The 14,691-nt window shown below is 57.3% G+C and carries 13 protein-coding genes, 1 other RNA gene and 1 riboswitch; of the genes, 8 read left to right on the top strand and 6 right to left on the bottom strand.

All coding sequences use genetic code 11. From position 1 onward, the window contains the following. Positions 1–182: 182 nt before the first annotated feature. From WKS99_RS02325 to ffs, 3 genes are all read right to left on the bottom strand, one after another. On the bottom strand, positions 183–530 hold the full coding sequence (locus WKS99_RS02325) for a YbaB/EbfC family nucleoid-associated protein (protein ID WP_147570827.1): 348 nt from the start codon (positions 528–530) through the stop codon (positions 183–185). Between the two features lie 27 nt (positions 531–557). Next, positions 558–2,282, bottom strand: coding sequence for a DNA polymerase III subunit gamma/tau (gene dnaX / locus WKS99_RS02320; RefSeq protein ID WP_340405260.1), 1,725 nt, complete (start codon positions 2,280–2,282; stop codon positions 558–560). A 262-nt stretch (positions 2,283–2,544) separates the two neighbouring features. After that, positions 2,545–2,809: signal recognition particle sRNA large type (gene ffs / locus WKS99_RS02315), an RNA gene on the bottom strand. Between the two features lie 331 nt (positions 2,810–3,140). Beyond that, a riboswitch (glycine riboswitch) is annotated at positions 3,141–3,238 on the top strand. A gap of 116 nt (positions 3,239–3,354) precedes the next feature. On the opposite strand from ffs, the gene WKS99_RS02310 reads away from it, so the two are divergent. From WKS99_RS02310 to WKS99_RS02290, 5 genes are all read left to right on the top strand, one after another. After that, entirely contained in the window at positions 3,355–4,770 is a 1,416-nt protein-coding gene (locus tag WKS99_RS02310) for an alanine/glycine:cation symporter family protein (RefSeq protein ID WP_186852790.1), read from the top strand. 116 nt (positions 4,771–4,886) lie between these two features. After that, positions 4,887–6,254 carry a 23S rRNA (uracil(1939)-C(5))-methyltransferase RlmD gene (gene rlmD, locus WKS99_RS02305; protein WP_340405259.1) on the top strand — a complete coding sequence of 456 codons (1,368 nt, stop codon included), beginning with the start codon at positions 4,887–4,889 and terminating at the stop codon, positions 6,252–6,254. Between the two features lie 10 nt (positions 6,255–6,264). Then, positions 6,265–6,867: an HNH endonuclease gene (locus tag WKS99_RS02300; protein ID WP_340405258.1), complete on the top strand. Its 603-nt coding sequence runs from the start codon at positions 6,265–6,267 to the stop codon at positions 6,865–6,867. Positions 6,868–7,029: 162 nt separating this feature from the next. Then, entirely contained in the window at positions 7,030–8,364 is a 1,335-nt protein-coding gene (locus WKS99_RS02295; RefSeq protein ID WP_147570823.1) for a sodium-dependent transporter, read from the top strand. 34 nt (positions 8,365–8,398) lie between these two features. Then, positions 8,399–9,838 (top strand): MATE family efflux transporter, encoded by a 1,440-nt coding sequence (locus WKS99_RS02290; RefSeq protein WP_445297936.1) that lies wholly within the window; start codon positions 8,399–8,401, stop codon positions 9,836–9,838. A 60-nt stretch (positions 9,839–9,898) separates the two neighbouring features. Here WKS99_RS02290 and WKS99_RS02285 read toward each other — a convergent pair whose 3' ends face one another. The 3 genes from WKS99_RS02285 to WKS99_RS02275 all read right to left on the bottom strand — a co-directional run bounded on the left by WKS99_RS02285 (position 9,899) and on the right by WKS99_RS02275 (position 11,686). Next, a complete protein-coding gene (locus tag WKS99_RS02285) occupies positions 9,899–10,792 on the bottom strand; it encodes a C40 family peptidase (protein WP_147570822.1) in 894 nt (297 codons plus the stop codon). Between the two features lie 52 nt (positions 10,793–10,844). After that, entirely contained in the window at positions 10,845–11,135 is a 291-nt protein-coding gene (locus WKS99_RS02280; RefSeq protein ID WP_147570821.1) for a hypothetical protein, read from the bottom strand. Positions 11,136–11,314: 179 nt separating this feature from the next. Further along, positions 11,315–11,686, bottom strand: a complete 372-nt coding sequence (locus WKS99_RS02275) for a metal-dependent transcriptional regulator (protein ID WP_186852788.1) — start codon at positions 11,684–11,686, stop codon at positions 11,315–11,317. 196 nt (positions 11,687–11,882) lie between these two features. Here WKS99_RS02275 and WKS99_RS02270 point away from each other — a divergent pair, with 196 nt between their 5' ends. The 3 genes from WKS99_RS02270 (at position 11,883) to feoB (ending at position 14,664) form a co-directional block, all read left to right on the top strand. Next, the gene (locus WKS99_RS02270; RefSeq protein WP_340405256.1) at positions 11,883–12,095 is read left to right on the top strand and encodes a FeoA family protein; all 213 of its coding nucleotides are present in this window, start codon (positions 11,883–11,885) and stop codon (positions 12,093–12,095) included. A gap of 12 nt (positions 12,096–12,107) precedes the next feature. Then, positions 12,108–12,329, top strand: coding sequence for a FeoA family protein (locus tag WKS99_RS02265; protein ID WP_186852787.1), 222 nt, complete (start codon positions 12,108–12,110; stop codon positions 12,327–12,329). 100 nt (positions 12,330–12,429) lie between these two features. Continuing rightward, positions 12,430–14,664, top strand: coding sequence for a ferrous iron transport protein B (feoB, locus tag WKS99_RS02260; RefSeq protein WP_186852786.1), 2,235 nt, complete (start codon positions 12,430–12,432; stop codon positions 14,662–14,664). Positions 14,665–14,691 lie beyond the last annotated feature (27 nt).

Genomic DNA, 14,691 nt, shown 5'->3' with positions numbered 1-14,691 from the left:
GGCTGGGATCTCTTGCTTATACCTGCGTTTTATAATGAGCCCCCCTTCGATAAAACATGGACTTGTATGAGATTGATATTTATAGCATGGTAAAAACATACTATAAAATCAAATAATTGTCAAATAAAACTGTAAAAATAAATAAAAAGCCGCCCGGTTTGGGCGGCTTGAAGGGTTAAAAATCAGAAAGGAAGACCCAGTCCACCGGTGATGGACTGCATAGTGGAGGCGGCGTCGCTGTCAGCGGCCCGCATGGCCTCGTTGACGGCGGCCACGATCATGTCCTGGAGCATCTCCACGTCGTCGGGGTCCACGGCCTCCGGGTCGATGACCAGAGCCTTCAGCTCATGCTTGCCATTGACGGTGGCGGACACCACCCCGCCGCCGGCCGCGGCCTGGTACTCCTTCTCCTGCAGCTCCTGCTGCAAACGCATCATGTCCTGCTGCATCTTCTGGGCCTGCTTGAGCATATTCATGTTCATGCCGCCGCCCATGCCGGGCATACCGCGGCCGCCAAAACCTTTTGCCATATCAAACACTCCTTTTTGTCCTGAATCTTATTGTATGATGATGTTGTCAAACTTTTCCCCAAAGGCCAGTAGCTGGTCCAGAGCATCACCGGAGCCCTTCGACTGGGGGGAGGGCTGGCTGGGAGCGGGAGACAGGTCCTCCTCGGGGGGCCTGCCAGCGACGATGCTCACTCTGGGCTGTCCGCCGAAAGCGTCGCCCGCAGCGCGGGCCAGCCCCTCCAGAATGGCGGGCTTGTTGAGCATGGAGCGGGTGAACTCACTGTCTGTCCACAGGGTCAACTGCCCATTTTTCCACACGCCGGTCACCTTGGACGGATTGTGGAGATAGGGCAGGACGGAGGGTGACACCTTTCCCTTCAACCCAGCCGCAAAGGCGGGCCAAAAAGACCGATCCCCTCCGCCAGAGTCGGGCGCGGCGGGCGCCGGCGTGGGGGCGGGAGCCTCCACGGGAACATCAAATATGCGCTCCGGTTCTTCCGGAGGCTCCTCTGGCAGCGGGGGGCGGTCATCCCAGGGGGGCGGATCCTCCGCGGGAGAGGGCGCCGGTCCGGCGGGAACGCTGGGGGCGGTAGGGGTGGATGGAGGGGAAGCGGCCGGAACAGGCGCCCCGCCAGCCAGCAGCTCCTCCAGCCGTGCCACCCGGGCAGACAGTCCGGCGGCGGAGCCATCTAGACTCTCATCGCATAAGCGGATCAGGCACAGCTCCGCGTCGGTCCGGCGGTTGCTGCTCCGCGGCAGCTCCGCGGCGGTGGATTGGAGTAAAGTCAGCGCCTGGAGCAAACGGGCGGCGGAGAATTGCCCGCCTAGCTGGCGCATAGTGGCCTCGTCGTACCCTCCGGCCAGCAGGGAAGTCCCTCCCTGGGGCGCCGTCTTCCGCAGCAACAGGTCTCGGGCCAGGGAGGACAACTCACCGAGCACGGAGCCCACATCCTTACCGTTGCCGTACAGACGGCCTAGGGTGTCCAGGGCGGCGGCGGCGTCCCGCCCGGCAATATGGCCCATGAGTTTAGCGGTTTCCAGGTTGCCTGCCAGACCCAGCGTGTCCAGAATGGTCTGCTCGTCTACCCTCTGCCCCCCGCCGGAGCACTGGTCCAGCAGGGATAGGGCATCCCGCAGTCCACCATCCGCCAGACGGGCCAGCAGAGCGGCGCCCTCGGCGGTCAGGTCGATGCCCTCCTGCCCAGCCACATATTCCAAACGCTGTGCAATTTGACCGGGGAGGATCCGCTTGAAGGAGAACTGCTGACACCGGCTTTTGATGGTAGCGGGCACCTTATGCAGCTCGGTGGTAGCTAGGATGAACAGAAGGTGGGGAGGCGGCTCCTCCAGTATTTTCAGCAGGGCGTTAAAAGCGGGGGTGGACAGCATATGGACCTCGTCCACGATGTAGACCCGTTTTTTGACAGCGGCAGGGGTGTAGACCGCCTCATCCCGCAGGGCTCGGACTTGGTCTACGCCGTTGTTGGAGGCGGCATCCAGCTCCAATACATCCAAAATGGAGCCATTCTCAATGCCCAGGCAGGCGGGGCACTGGTTGCAGGGGTCACCGTTCTGAGGGTTTTCACAGTTGACCGCCCGAGCCAGAATCTTGGCGCAGGTTGTCTTGCCAGTGCCTCGGGTGCCAGTGAACAGATAGGCGTGGGACAGCCTGCCACCTGCCACCTGTTGGCGCAGAGTCTCGGTGATGTGGGATTGGCCTACCACATCCTCAAAGGTGCGGGGCCGCCACTTTCGGTATAGGGCCTGGTACATCAAATCACCTCACGGAGAAAAACAGCCCCGCCGTTTGGGGCGGAGCCAATTTAAAAACAAAAACCACAGAATGGATGAGGACTGCCGCTTGCGGCAGTAGGAATAATATGGAGTTTGCAGGAAAAAGAGGGCCGTAATCGGCCCCCAAAGGACAGCCCAGCGGAGCGGGTGTCCTTTGGAAAAGGAGAAGCAACGAAATGAGTGAGGACTGCCGCTTGCGGCAGTACGAATGATATGGAGTTTGCTTCGACGCGGAGTAAGACCGCACACCGGCCTTTGAAGCGTGAAATATGCCCGTTACCTGGACAGCCGGCTCAAGAACAGTGACCCCACGGCACACGGAGCGGACCGCTTAGTGCTGCTCGGTTCCCCGCCTGACACGGTTCACGGGACCCCGTTGCGCGGGACCGGTCTATCATCACTGCTTATCCAGGGCAGACGACACATTACACGTCCGGGGGCCGGGATTCATCCCCGCTGTAGCGGATTGCGGGTATAGGGCACCGCTATCTCCCCGACTAGTGCGGCCTTGCTCCGCGCCGAAGCGGAACAACGCTATTACGTATTTTACTATATCCGAGGGAATTTATCAATGAAAAATTTAAAAGAGGGAAAACAGAGGCGAGAGCCTGGAAGAATGCCTCTTTTCAAGGCGGACTGCACAAAAAACAAGGCCCGGCACACAGAAATTCCACTGTGAGAGAATAAATGTCCACCAGAGGTTGACAAAATCCGCCGGGTGTGGTATGGTAACGGAGCAACTGAATAGGACAGACGAAGTATCCAGGAAAATGGCCAGACGGCATGCCGAAGGAGTAACACTCTCAGGTGTCCCCAGAGGGGATGAGGACTGGATGCGGATGTAACTCTGGAGAAACTCGAAAACGAGTGCCGAAGGTGCAAGGCGGGGCGGCGTGTCCCGTTAATCTCTCAGGCAAAAGGACAGAGGAAACAGATGCCCTGTGGGCATCTGTTTTACACGTGCGCAGGTGCGCTGGGCGTGTATTCTCCGGAGCGGTCGGTTTATTCGGTCGTTCCGTTTTTATTTTTGTAGGAGAGGAAAGAGTATCAAATGCAAGAATTGGTTGCGTCCATGGAATCGGCACTATATCCTGTCGTAGTAAGCATTAATACCTATTTGTCCAACTATATCCTGGTCTTCCTGCTCATCGGAGTCGGTCTCTGGTACTCCATCAAGACCCGCTTTGTCCAGGTGCGCTGCTTTGGGGAGGGGATGAGAAAGGTTTTTGGGAACCTGTCCCTCCACGGCGGAAAACAGGAGCACGGCATGAGTTCCTTCCAGGCCTTAGCTACCGCCATCGCGGCCCAGGTGGGCACCGGCAACATCGTGGGCGGATCGGGGGCCATCCTGGCCGGCGGCCCCGGCGCGATCTTCTGGATGTGGGTCATCGCCTTCTTTGGTATGGCTACCATCTACGCGGAAGCCACCCTGGCTATCCAGACCAGGCAGAAGAGCGACGATGGCTCCTACAAGGGCGGGCCCGTTTACTACATCACGACTGCCTTTAAGGGCGGCTTCGGCAAGTTCCTAGCCGGATTCTTTGCTGTGGCCATCATCCTGGCCCTGGGCTTCATGGGCTGCATGGTTCAGTCCAACTCTATCGGCTCCACCTTTGAAACAGCCTTCGGTGTGCCCTCCTGGATCGTGGGCATCGTGCTGGTAGTCATCTGTGGCTTCATCTTCGTGGGTGGTGTACAGCGGCTGGCCTCTGTCACTGAAAAGCTGGTCCCCATCATGGCTGTGATTTTCCTGGTAGGCGGACTGGGTGTCCTTGCCGCCCGCATCCAGTATATCCCCGCCACCTTCGCCATGATCTTTCAGTACGCCTTCCAGCCCCAGGCCATCATCGGCGGCGCTTTCGGCTACGCCTTGAAGGAGGCCATCAGTCAGGGCGCGAAGCGGGGCCTGTTCTCCAACGAGGCCGGCATGGGCTCCACCCCCCACGCCCACGCCCAGGCCAATGTTACCGACCCCCACGATCAGGGAGTGGTGGCTATGATCGGTGTATTCATGGATACCTTTGTGGTGCTGACTCTGAATGCTCTTGTGGTCATCTCCACCCTGTATACCCCCGGCGGGCCGCTGGCCGAGTGCGGCGCGGCCGCCGCCAGCCAGGTACTGAATAAGACCAACCTGGCCCAGACCGCCTTCGGCTCCGTCTTTGGCGCCGAGGCGGGGGCTATGTTCGTGGCCATCTGTCTGTTCTTCTTCGCCTTCTCTACTATCCTGAGCTGGAATCTGTTTGGCAAGATCAACGTAGTCTATCTGTTCGGCAAGAAGGGCGCCGTAGTCTACTCGATCCTGGCGCTTGGGTTTATTTTCCTGGGTACTGTGACCGGAAGCGACTTTGTGTGGGAGCTGACCGATATGTTCAACAACCTGATGGTTATCCCCAACGCCATTGCCCTCTTCGCCCTGACCGGTCTGGTGGTCAGGACCACTCACGGTGTGGGTGTGAAAAAGTAACGCGAGTCTGTCCCTCTCCAGGGGGGCGTCCGGACTGGTCCGGGCGCCCCTTTTTGTCCTTTACCACAGAGGCGGGACATGATATAGTATTGCTGAAAAGAAAGTGGGGTGGCCTCATGGCGGATTGGAAGAAGAATAGTATCCACGCCTTGGATATCACCGGATACACCGCAGAGGGGATGGGGGTGGCCCGGCTGGAGGGCCGGGTGGTCTTTGTGCCCTTTACCATCGCGGGCGAGCGATGGAACGTCCGGCTAGAGAAGGTGAATAAGACGGTGGCCTGGGGCCGGGGAGTGGAGCTGTTGCGGCCGTCGCCGGAGCGGCTGGGACCCGGTTGCCCTGTTTTCGGCAGATGCGGTGGCTGCCAGTTCCGACACATGACTTACGACGAGGAGCTTCGGGCCAAGGGGCAGCGCATCGCCGACGCCCTGGAGCGGGTAGGCGGCGTAAGACTGGAGCTGCCCCCGGTGCTGGGGGCAGAGAAGCCCGACCGCTATCGAAACAAGGTCCAATTCCCGGTGGATCGAGCGGAAGACAGGGTCCGGGCGGGTTATTACCGGGCCAGGAGCCACCAAGTGTTGGAGGTGGAGGACTGCCTGCTTCAGCCGGAGCGGGTCTCGCGCCTCCAACGCGCCTTTGAAGAATGGGCGGCTCATCTCCCCTCCGAGTATCATATGGAGGGCCGGTTCGTCGTGCGCCACCTCTATGTTCGGACCAACAGTAGGGGTGAGGCGCTGGTCTGTGTCGTGGCCTGGAAGCCTGTGCTGCCCGGTGCGGACCGACTGGTGTCAGCCCTGCGGGAGTGCGAGCCAAGTGTAGTGGGTGTGGTGCTCAATGTCAACCCGGCGGACACCAACGTCATCCTGGGTCCGGAGTACCACACCCTCTGGGGGAGGGACTATCTGGAGGAGGAGCTGTGCGCCTATACCTTCCGCCTGTCTGTGCCATCCTTTTTCCAGATCAACCAGGCACAGACAGAGCGGCTATACGCTGTGGCTCTGGACTTTGCCGCCCTGACCGGAAGGGAGACCGTGCTGGATCTGTACTGCGGCATCGGCACCATCTCCATGGCCCTCTCCCGGGGGGCCGCAAAAGTGATCGGCGCGGAGATCGTTCCCCAGGCCATCCAGGACGCCAGAGAGAACGCCAGGAGAAACGGCGTGGAAAACACAGAGTTTTTCTGCGGTGACGCCGGGGCGGTGGCCGCCAGGCTAAGTGGGGAGGGAGTTCGCCCCCAGGTCATCTGTGTGGACCCGCCCCGGAAGGGGCTCCAACCGGAGGTGCCTGCCATCCTGGCCGGCATGGCTCCGGAACGGATCGTCTATGTGTCCTGTGATCCGGCCACCCTGTCCAGGGATGTGAGGCGGTTTGGGGAGCTGGGCTATCGGGCGGTGAAGGCACAGGGGGTGGATCTGTTTCCACGGACCGCCCATGTGGAAACGGTGGTGCTTCTGTCGCGGGAGTCGGAGATCGATGTTGGTTAAGGAGGAGCATATGAAGACAAAAAAGTATGAGATCTATATGTATTGGTCCGACAAAGCGATTACTAAAGATTTTGAAATCAAGAGGATCAACGATTGCACACCGGAGGATGACGCGGTAAAGATTACAGAACTGCCGGATGAGATATTCTGCTGGGCCTGTCATATGCCGCCCTTTCAGACAGCGGATGCAAAGACACTGAGGGCGTTGTGGAATGGAGACCGCCTGTTGGACAAAGCTCACATTGTCCCAAAGTCAAAAGGAGGTGACGATAGTCCGGGGAATCTGTTCCTTCTGTGTCCAAACTGCCACGCTGATTCTCCAGATACGACGAACCCGAAAATCTTTTTTGCCTGGGTCCGATATAGGATCAGAAATGAAAACTGGGCTAAGATTATAGAGCGGGAAATGAAAAAAGCCGCTAATATAAAAGGGGTTGATTATGACGACCTGGTGAAGCGATCCACTGAGCTGGATATCGATATGGAAAAGATATTTGAATTGAGACAAAAAATTCAGGAGAGGAGCGGCCTACACGGAACTACGATCTCCTGGTCGACAAAGACCATGAATATGTTGGATATATTGCAAGAGGAACTCTCAAACAAGAAATAGGCTTGAAGATCAAAATAGGCCTCTCAGTCTGTTGCGGCAGACAGAGACCTTAGGGACGGACATTTGTACTAGACAGTCCATTCCTTTTGTGATAGTATAAAAAACTGATTCGCTGGAGCAGATCTTTTAAAAAGTGAAACTAGAAATTAGGAGAATCAGAGTATGGCAAATCAGAAAAAACACCAGAACGGGGGATTTAGTTCCTCCATAGGCTTTGTCATCGCCTGTGTTGGTTCGGCTGTGGGGCTGGGTAACATCTGGCTGTTTCCCTATCGGCTGGGCCAGTATGGAGGGGCGGCCTTCCTGATCCCCTATCTGCTGTTCGTTTTCCTGTTTGGCTGGGTGGGCCTGTCCGCTGAGTTCGGCATCGGCCGTCTGGCGGGTACTGGGACCATCGGCGCCTATGAGCGGTGCTTTCAGGAGCGGGACCCTAGACTGAAGCGGGTGGGCAGCGTGGTCAGCTGGCTGCCTCTGATGGGATCCCTGGGTATCGCCATCGGCTATGCTGTCATTCTGGGCTGGGTGCTCAACAGCCTGGCCGGCGCCCTGTCCGGAACTTTGATGACGGCGGAGCCCACCGCCTTTTTCACGGCGGCCGCCTCTCACTTTGGCAATCCCCTGTGGCATACCGTAGTGATAGCTATGGTCTGCCTGGTGCTGATGTTCGGCGTCACCTCTGGTATCGAAAAGGTGAGCCGTATCCTAATGCCCTTGTTCTATGTCCTGTTCATCATTCTGGCCATCTGGGTGGCTACTTTACCTGGGGCGGGAGAGGGCTACCGCTTCCTGCTGGTCCCAGACTGGTCCAAGCTGCTGGAGCCATACACCTGGGTCATGGCCATGGGGCAGGCTTTTTTCTCCCTGTCTATCACTGGCTCTGGAATGATCGTGTACGGAGCTTATTTGGACAAGAAGGAGGATATCCCCAAGGCGTCCCTGCGGACGGCGATCTTTGATACCATGGCCGCCCTGCTGTCCGCCTTGGCCATCATGCCGGCTGTCTTTGCCTATGGCCTAGATGTGAAATCCGGCCCGCCTCTCATGTTCATCACTCTGCCCACCGTGTTCCAGCAGATGCCTATGGGCCGGCTGTTTGCCGCGTTTTTCTTCCTGTCAGTCCTGTTTGCCGGTCTTACCTCTCTGATCAATATGTTTGAGGCCGTGTCCGAGAGCTGGCAGACACACTTCAAGCTGGGGAGAAAGACGGCGGTAGTCATCTGCTCTGCACTGACAATTGGAGTAGGGATCTTCATGGAGTCAGAGGAGCGGGTAGGAGCTTGGATGGACTTTATCACCATCCAAGTGGTCCCCATCGGAGCTGTGCTGGGTGCCATCTCCATCTACTATGTGCTGGGGTGGAGCAAGCTTCGGAAAGAACTGGAGACCGGCAGGCAAAAGCCACTGAGCAGGGCGTTTGGTCCTGTGGGAAAGTATGTCTATGTGCCCTTGACGATCTTGGTGGTCATTCTGGGATTTGTGTTCCACGGGATTGGCTGAGTGAGGAATTTGAGAAATTGGAAGGGAGAGGTCTGTGTTGAAACAGAGGAGCGTCAAGAGGCGATATGAGATCGATATGTGCAACGGGTCCATAGCGGATAAGATCCTTCTCTTTGCTTTGCCGCTGATGGCCTCCAGTCTGTTGCAGCTGCTGTTCAACGCCGCCGACGTAGTGGTGGTGGGTAAATTCGCCGGCAAGGAAGCCCTGGCGGCAGTAGGGTCCAATACGGCCCTGATTAACCTGCTGATCAATCTGTTTGTGGGCCTCTCCGTGGGCACCAATGTGGTGGTAGCCAGAGATTTGGGGGCCGGGCGCCACGACAATGTGAGCCGCAGCGTCCACACCTCCATGACCCTGGCGCTCATCAGTGGTGTGGTCATGACGGTGTTCGGCACAGTCATGGTCCGCCAGCTGCTAGAGTGGATGTCCTCCCCCACCGACGTCATCGACTTGGCCACCGTCTACCTGCGCATCTACTTCTTTGGGATGCCCGCCCTGCTTACTTACAACTTTGGGGCGGCCATCCTGCGGGCTCAGGGGGACACCCGCCGTCCCCTGTACTTTCTCTTTTTATCCGGCGTAGTCAACGTGGTACTAAACCTGTTTTTCGTCATCGTCCTGCATATGGATGTGGCCGGTGTGGCGCTGGCCACTATCATCTCCCAGTATATCTCCGCCGCTCTAGTGGTTTGGTGCCTGGTGCGGGAGGAGGGGGCTCTCCGGTTGGAATTGAATAAGCTGGGCCTTCAGTGGTCGGTCATCCGCCGTATCCTCCAGGTGGGTCTGCCGGCGGGCTGCCAGGGAGTGGTGTTCTCCCTGTCTAACGTGGTCATCCAGTCGGCCATCAACTCCTTTGATGACCCAGTGCTGGCCGCCGGCTCCTCTGCCTCCGCCAGCATTGAGGGCTTTGTCTACGCCGCCATGAACGCCTTTTATCAGACGGCCATCACCTTTGTGGGGCAGAACTACGGAGCCGGAAAGTGCAAGCGAGTGGACCGCATCGCGGTCCAGTGCGTCTCTTTTTCGGTCATAAGCGGCCTGGTATTTGGTAATCTTGCCTATTTCTTTGGCGAGACTCTGGCTGGCTTCTATGTCCCTGCCGGGGAGCATGAGGTCATTGCCCAGGCACTTATCCGGTTGTCTTTTATCGCCTGCCCCTATTTTATCTGCGGCATCATGGATACGCTGGTAGGCATCCTTCGGGGGATCGGCTATTCGGTGGTTCCCATGGTGGTCTCCCTAGTGGGGGCCTGCGGCCTGCGTCTGGTGTGGGTGGCGGTGATATTCCCGGTCTATCACACAGCCTCCTGCCTGTACATATCCTATCCCATCAGTTGGCTGGTCACTGGTGCGGTCCATCTGATCTTCTTCCTGTGTGTACGGAAGCGGGCATATGCCAAGGTGGAGGGCAGCGACTTAACAGCGTTGGAGGGTCGGCATCCCCCGCTCTCCCAGGAGGCAGAGCGGCAGTAAAAAAACAGAGCGGGTCCCCTATGGGACCCGCTCTGTTTTTTTAGTAATTTTGAGAGAAAATCAGACCAGGCGGCGTCCGCCCACAAAGCCGGTGGTGTAATAGGCGTAATCCATATCGCTGACAATGACGCCCACCGTGGAAGTGGAGGCATGGACAAACTGGTTGTTGCCGATGTAAATTCCCACATGGGATGCCCGCTTGCTGCCGGTACCGGATTTTTTGAACATGACCAGGTCGCCGGGCTGGAGCTCGCTCATGGAAACAGGAGTACCGTTATCCAACTGGGTGGAGGCGGTGCGATTGATGGTGATGCCAAACTGCTTATAGACATAGCTGGTAAAGCCAGAGCAGTCAAAGCCCTTGGGGCTGCTGCCGCCATACACATAGGGATACCCCACGAACTGGAGGGCATAATCGGCGATTTCCTGTCCCTTGCTGATTTGGGAGGGGTCTACGATGGTCACATACTCGGTGCTGATATAGCCGTTTTCAATACGGTACCAGCCGTCGCTCTCCTCCAGCAGTTCGACGACCCTGCCCGCGGCTAGGCTCCCTACCTTTTCGTGGTCAGTGCTGGGGCCAGAGCGAACGTTCAGGGAGGAGGCGGTAATCCGGCCAAAGGTACTGGCAGCTTCCGCGTCAGCCTCCGCGGCCAATGCGACGGCCTGCTCCTGGCCCTCCTCATGGACCACCAGATACTCCCCCGAAACGAAGCCGGAGATCCCCTCATGGGCAATCTTGTACCAGCCGTTTTCGGCCTGTTCCAGCACCTCTACCTGGGTGCCGTCGGACAGCTTGGTTAGAATTTGACTGCTGGTGTTGGGATCGGCCCGGACCCGAAGGGGGTCGCCCCCGGAATTGACAGTACCCGAGGCGGCCAGGACAGGGGCCGCGAGGGTGCTGGAAACCAGAAGGGCGGCGGTGAGCCGGGTGATGGTCATCTTCAGGTGCATAGCTGAGATCCTCCCAAATCCTTTTCTATTTCTGATGGTCAGCCAACAGGGGTCACTTGCCGTTCAAAGAGCGGTCCAGCCACACGGCGGCGATATCCATGGCCGCATAGAGGCTGTCTTTTTCACTTTTCTTGACCACACGGTCCCGTCCCCGCAGATCGGGGTCAGTCAGCTGGAGCTGGACGGCCACCTTATCTGCCATCTCCAGGCCGTTGACGGTCTTGGTAGACAGGATCTGGAGCATGATAATATATTTCTCGGCCATAGTGCCGTAGTAAATCAGGTTGTCTTTCCGACGCAGGGGATGCCCTTTATAGGAAAGAGGAATATTCTCAGAAGCCACTATGAATCCCTCCTTGCTCAAAACTTGTAACCGAATTGTAACATATTTGCCGCCGTCTGTCAAATCCTTTCCCAAAGAATTGGATGGAAAAATACGGAGAGAAAAGAAAAAAGCCGCTCTATGGGCGGCTTTTACGCTGAGAGCGGACCTGATATGGGAAAGAAGGCCGTTTCCAAGGCCTATTTTGTATGTTGCCGGACATGGGCTTTAATCTTTTCAAAGGATTCATCGCTGAGGTCATGTTCGATCTTACAAGCGTCCGCCGCCGCGGTCTTTGGGTCAACCCCCAGCCGAACCAGAAGCTGAGTCAACAGCTTATGGCGGTCATAAATCCGCTGGGCAATCGCCTCTCCCGGGGGAAGCAGAGTGATATGCCCTTCCCCATCCATTTCAATGTATCCATTTTCCCGCAGCCGTTTCATAGCCACGCTGACACTGGGCTTTGTGTAATCCAGGTGGTGGACAATGTCTATGGAGCGGACCATCCCCAGCTGTTCCCGCAGGATCAAAATGGCCTCCAGATAATCCTCAGCCGATTCGTGGATATTCATCTAAAGTCCTTCCTTCCTGGCAACTCTTTGTACCAAGGGTAACATAAACGCCAGAAAAAGGCAAGGACTTTCAAATAGGGGTTGACAAGGAAAGTTAGTTGTGATAAACTCCACAGACGAAAAGGGGTTAGTAAATGCTAACCTAGTTTTTCTGAGTGCGAGTTAGCTTTCACTAATCATCTGAAGGAGGAGAGCTATGATGCCGCTGACGATGGCGAAGTCTGGGGAACGGGTCACGGTCAGAAAGATCACAGGCAAGGACGAGATCCGTCAGCACCTGGCTGAATTGGGCTTTGTGGTGGACAGTGATATCACTGTGGTAAGTGAGATTGCGGGAAACCTGATCGTACAGGTCAAAGACAGCCGGATCGCCCTAGACAAAAGTATGGCGAACCGCATTATGATTTGAGGGGGAATAAGCATGAAGACATTGAAGGATGTGGCCGTGGGCCAAACCGCGGTTGTGGCCAAGCTCCATGGAGAAGGGCCGGTAAAGCGCCGGATCATGGACATGGGAATCACCAAGGGCGTCGAGATATTCGTCCGCAAAGTGGCTCCACTTGGAGACCCCATGGAATTAAATGTCCGGGGTTACGAGCTGTCGGTCCGGAAAAGTGACGCGGAGATGATCGAGGTCGTCTGAAAAGGCTCGGCGCCAGACGGTAAAATGCCGTCTGGGAGAGCCGCTTTTTTCAGCCAAAAAGTTAGCTATAACTAACAATCGAGAGGAGCAGAGGCGAGAAATGAACATCAAGATCGCATTGGCCGGCAATCCCAACTGTGGCAAGACCACCTTGTTCAACAGTTTGACCGGCGCAAACCAGTATGTGGGCAACTGGCCCGGCGTAACGGTAGAAAAGAAGGAAGGCAAGCTGAAGGGCTATAAGGACGTGATCATCCAGGACCTGCCCGGTATCTATTCCCTGTCCCCCTATACACTGGAGGAGGTAGTGGCCAGAAATTATCTGGTTAAGGAGCAGCCCGACGCCATTCTGAACATCGTGGACGGCACGAATATCGAGCGCAACCTGTACCTGACGACTCAGCTCATCGAACTGGGCCTGCCCGTAGTGGTGGCGGTCAACATGATCGACCTGGTCCGTAAGAATGGGGACCAGATCGACCTGAAAAAGCTGGGTGACTCTCTGGGCTGCCTAGTGGTGGAGATGTCTGCCCTGAAAGGGGAGGGCGGCATGGCGGCGGCCGAACAGGCCGTCTCGATGGCTAAAGCCCACCGGGTAGGAGAGCTGCCCCATGTGTTTACCGGCAGCGTGGAGCACGCCATCGCCCACATTGAGGAGTCCATTGAGGGGAGGGTGGCCGACCAGTATTTGCGCTGGTATGCCATCAAGGTCTTTGAGCGGGACGAGAAGGTGTTGGAGGAGTTGGCACTGGACAGCGAGCTGGCGGCCCATCTGGAGTCGCATATCGCTGACTGTGAGAAGGAACTGGATGACGACGCTGAGTCCATCATTACCAATCAGCGATATGCCTACATAAACGGCGTCGTGTCCAGGGCGGTAAAGAAAAAGGCGGCCAAGGGCAGCCTCTCCATTTCCGACAGAATCGATCAGATCGTGACCAACCGAATCCTGGCCCTGCCCATATTCGCGGTGATCATGTATCTGATTTACACCATCGCCATGGGGACCTCTATTGTGGACGGCGGCATCGGGATCGGCACCTTCGGTACAGACTGGGCCAACGACACCCTTTTCGGTGAGATCGTGCCCGGCTGGTTCGACGCGATCCTGGGCGCCCTGGGCGTAGTGGAAGGCACCTGGGTCTACGGTCTGATCCAGGATGGTATTGTGGCCGGTGTGGGTGCTGTGCTCGGCTTTGTGCCCCAGATGCTGGTGCTGTTCCTCCTGCTGGCCATTCTGGAGGATGTGGGCTATATGGCTCGTATCGCCTTCATCATGGACCGGATTTTCCGCCGCTTTGGTCTGTCCGGCAAGAGCTTCATCCCCATGCTGGTGGCTACCGGCTGCGGCGTCCCCGGTATCATGGCTTCCCGAACCATCGAGCAGGACCGGGACCGGAAGATGACCGTTATGACCACCGGCTTCATCCCCTGCGGCGCGAAGATGCCCATCATCGGCCTGTTCGCCGGCGCTATCTTCGGAAACTCCTCCTGGGTAGCCACCTCTGCCTACTTTATTGGTATCGCCGCTGTCATCATCTCTGGCGTCATGCTCAAGAAATTCAAAGCATTTGCTGGTGAGCCCGCCCCCTTTGTCATGGAGCTGCCCACCTACCATGCCCCCTCTGCCGGCAATGTACTGCGGGCCACCTGGGAGCGGGGATGGTCCTTCATCAAGCGGGCTGGCACCGTTATCCTGCTTTCCTCCATCGTTCTCTGGTTCCTCCAGGGCTACGGCTTTGTGGAGGGCGTGTTCCAGGCTGTGGAGGACAACAACGACTCCCTGCTGGCCGTCATCGGCAACGCGGTCGCCTGGATCTTCTACCCCCTGGGCTGGGCCGGCGACTGGGCCTGGAAGGCTACGGTTGCCACAGTTACCGGACTCATCGCCAAGGAGGAGGTAGTCAACACCTTCGGCGTGCTGTACCACTATGCCGGCGAGATCGACCTGATGGAGGACTCCTCCCCCATCTGGACCATGGTGGCTGGCGACTTCAATGGCATCACCGCCTACTCCTTTATGATTTTCAACCTGCTGTGCGCTCCCTGCTTTGCCGCTATGGGCGCCATCAAGCGGGAGATGAACAACCCCAAGTGGACCCTGGGCGCCATCGGGTATATGTGCGGCTTTGCCTACGTCATCTCCATGATCGTCTATCAGATCGGCGGGCTCATCGCCGGTGTGGCCTCCTTCAGCGTGTGGACCGTAGTAGCGGCGGCTGCTCTGGTTCTCCTCCTCTTCCTGCTGTTTCGCAAGGGCTATCAGCCTGAGGGCGAGATCCACCACCTGACTTCCGTGGCCGCCGCTGAGGCGAAGAAAACTGCGAAGAAGTAAGAGAGCATTCATTTTCCTATCCTAGCT

Source organism: Flintibacter sp. HCN-6482 (genome assembly GCF_037892565.1).
GTDB lineage: Bacteria > Bacillota > Clostridia > Oscillospirales > Oscillospiraceae > Lawsonibacter > Lawsonibacter aceti.
Note: the sequence above shows the minus strand (reverse complement) of the source record. Positions and strands in the feature narration are given on the sequence as shown.

Excerpts from the sequence above, each read along its gene's own strand:
- WKS99_RS02325 (WP_147570827.1), bottom strand. The coding sequence starts at position 530 with ATGGCAAAAGGTTTTGGCGGCCGCGGTATGCCCGGCATGGGCGGCGGC.
- dnaX (WP_340405260.1), bottom strand. The coding sequence starts at position 2,282 with ATGTACCAGGCCCTATACCGAAAGTGGCGGCCCCGCACCTTTGAGGAT.
- WKS99_RS02310 (WP_186852790.1), top strand. The coding sequence starts at position 3,355 with ATGCAAGAATTGGTTGCGTCCATGGAATCGGCACTATATCCTGTCGTA.
- rlmD (WP_340405259.1), top strand. The coding sequence starts at position 4,887 with ATGGCGGATTGGAAGAAGAATAGTATCCACGCCTTGGATATCACCGGA.
- WKS99_RS02300 (WP_340405258.1), top strand. The coding sequence starts at position 6,265 with ATGAAGACAAAAAAGTATGAGATCTATATGTATTGGTCCGACAAAGCG.
- WKS99_RS02295 (WP_147570823.1), top strand. The coding sequence starts at position 7,030 with ATGGCAAATCAGAAAAAACACCAGAACGGGGGATTTAGTTCCTCCATA.
- WKS99_RS02285 (WP_147570822.1), bottom strand. The coding sequence starts at position 10,792 with ATGCACCTGAAGATGACCATCACCCGGCTCACCGCCGCCCTTCTGGTT.
- WKS99_RS02275 (WP_186852788.1), bottom strand. The coding sequence starts at position 11,686 with ATGAATATCCACGAATCGGCTGAGGATTATCTGGAGGCCATTTTGATC.
- WKS99_RS02270 (WP_340405256.1), top strand. The coding sequence starts at position 11,883 with ATGATGCCGCTGACGATGGCGAAGTCTGGGGAACGGGTCACGGTCAGA.
- WKS99_RS02265 (WP_186852787.1), top strand. The coding sequence starts at position 12,108 with ATGAAGACATTGAAGGATGTGGCCGTGGGCCAAACCGCGGTTGTGGCC.
- feoB (WP_186852786.1), top strand. The coding sequence starts at position 12,430 with ATGAACATCAAGATCGCATTGGCCGGCAATCCCAACTGTGGCAAGACC.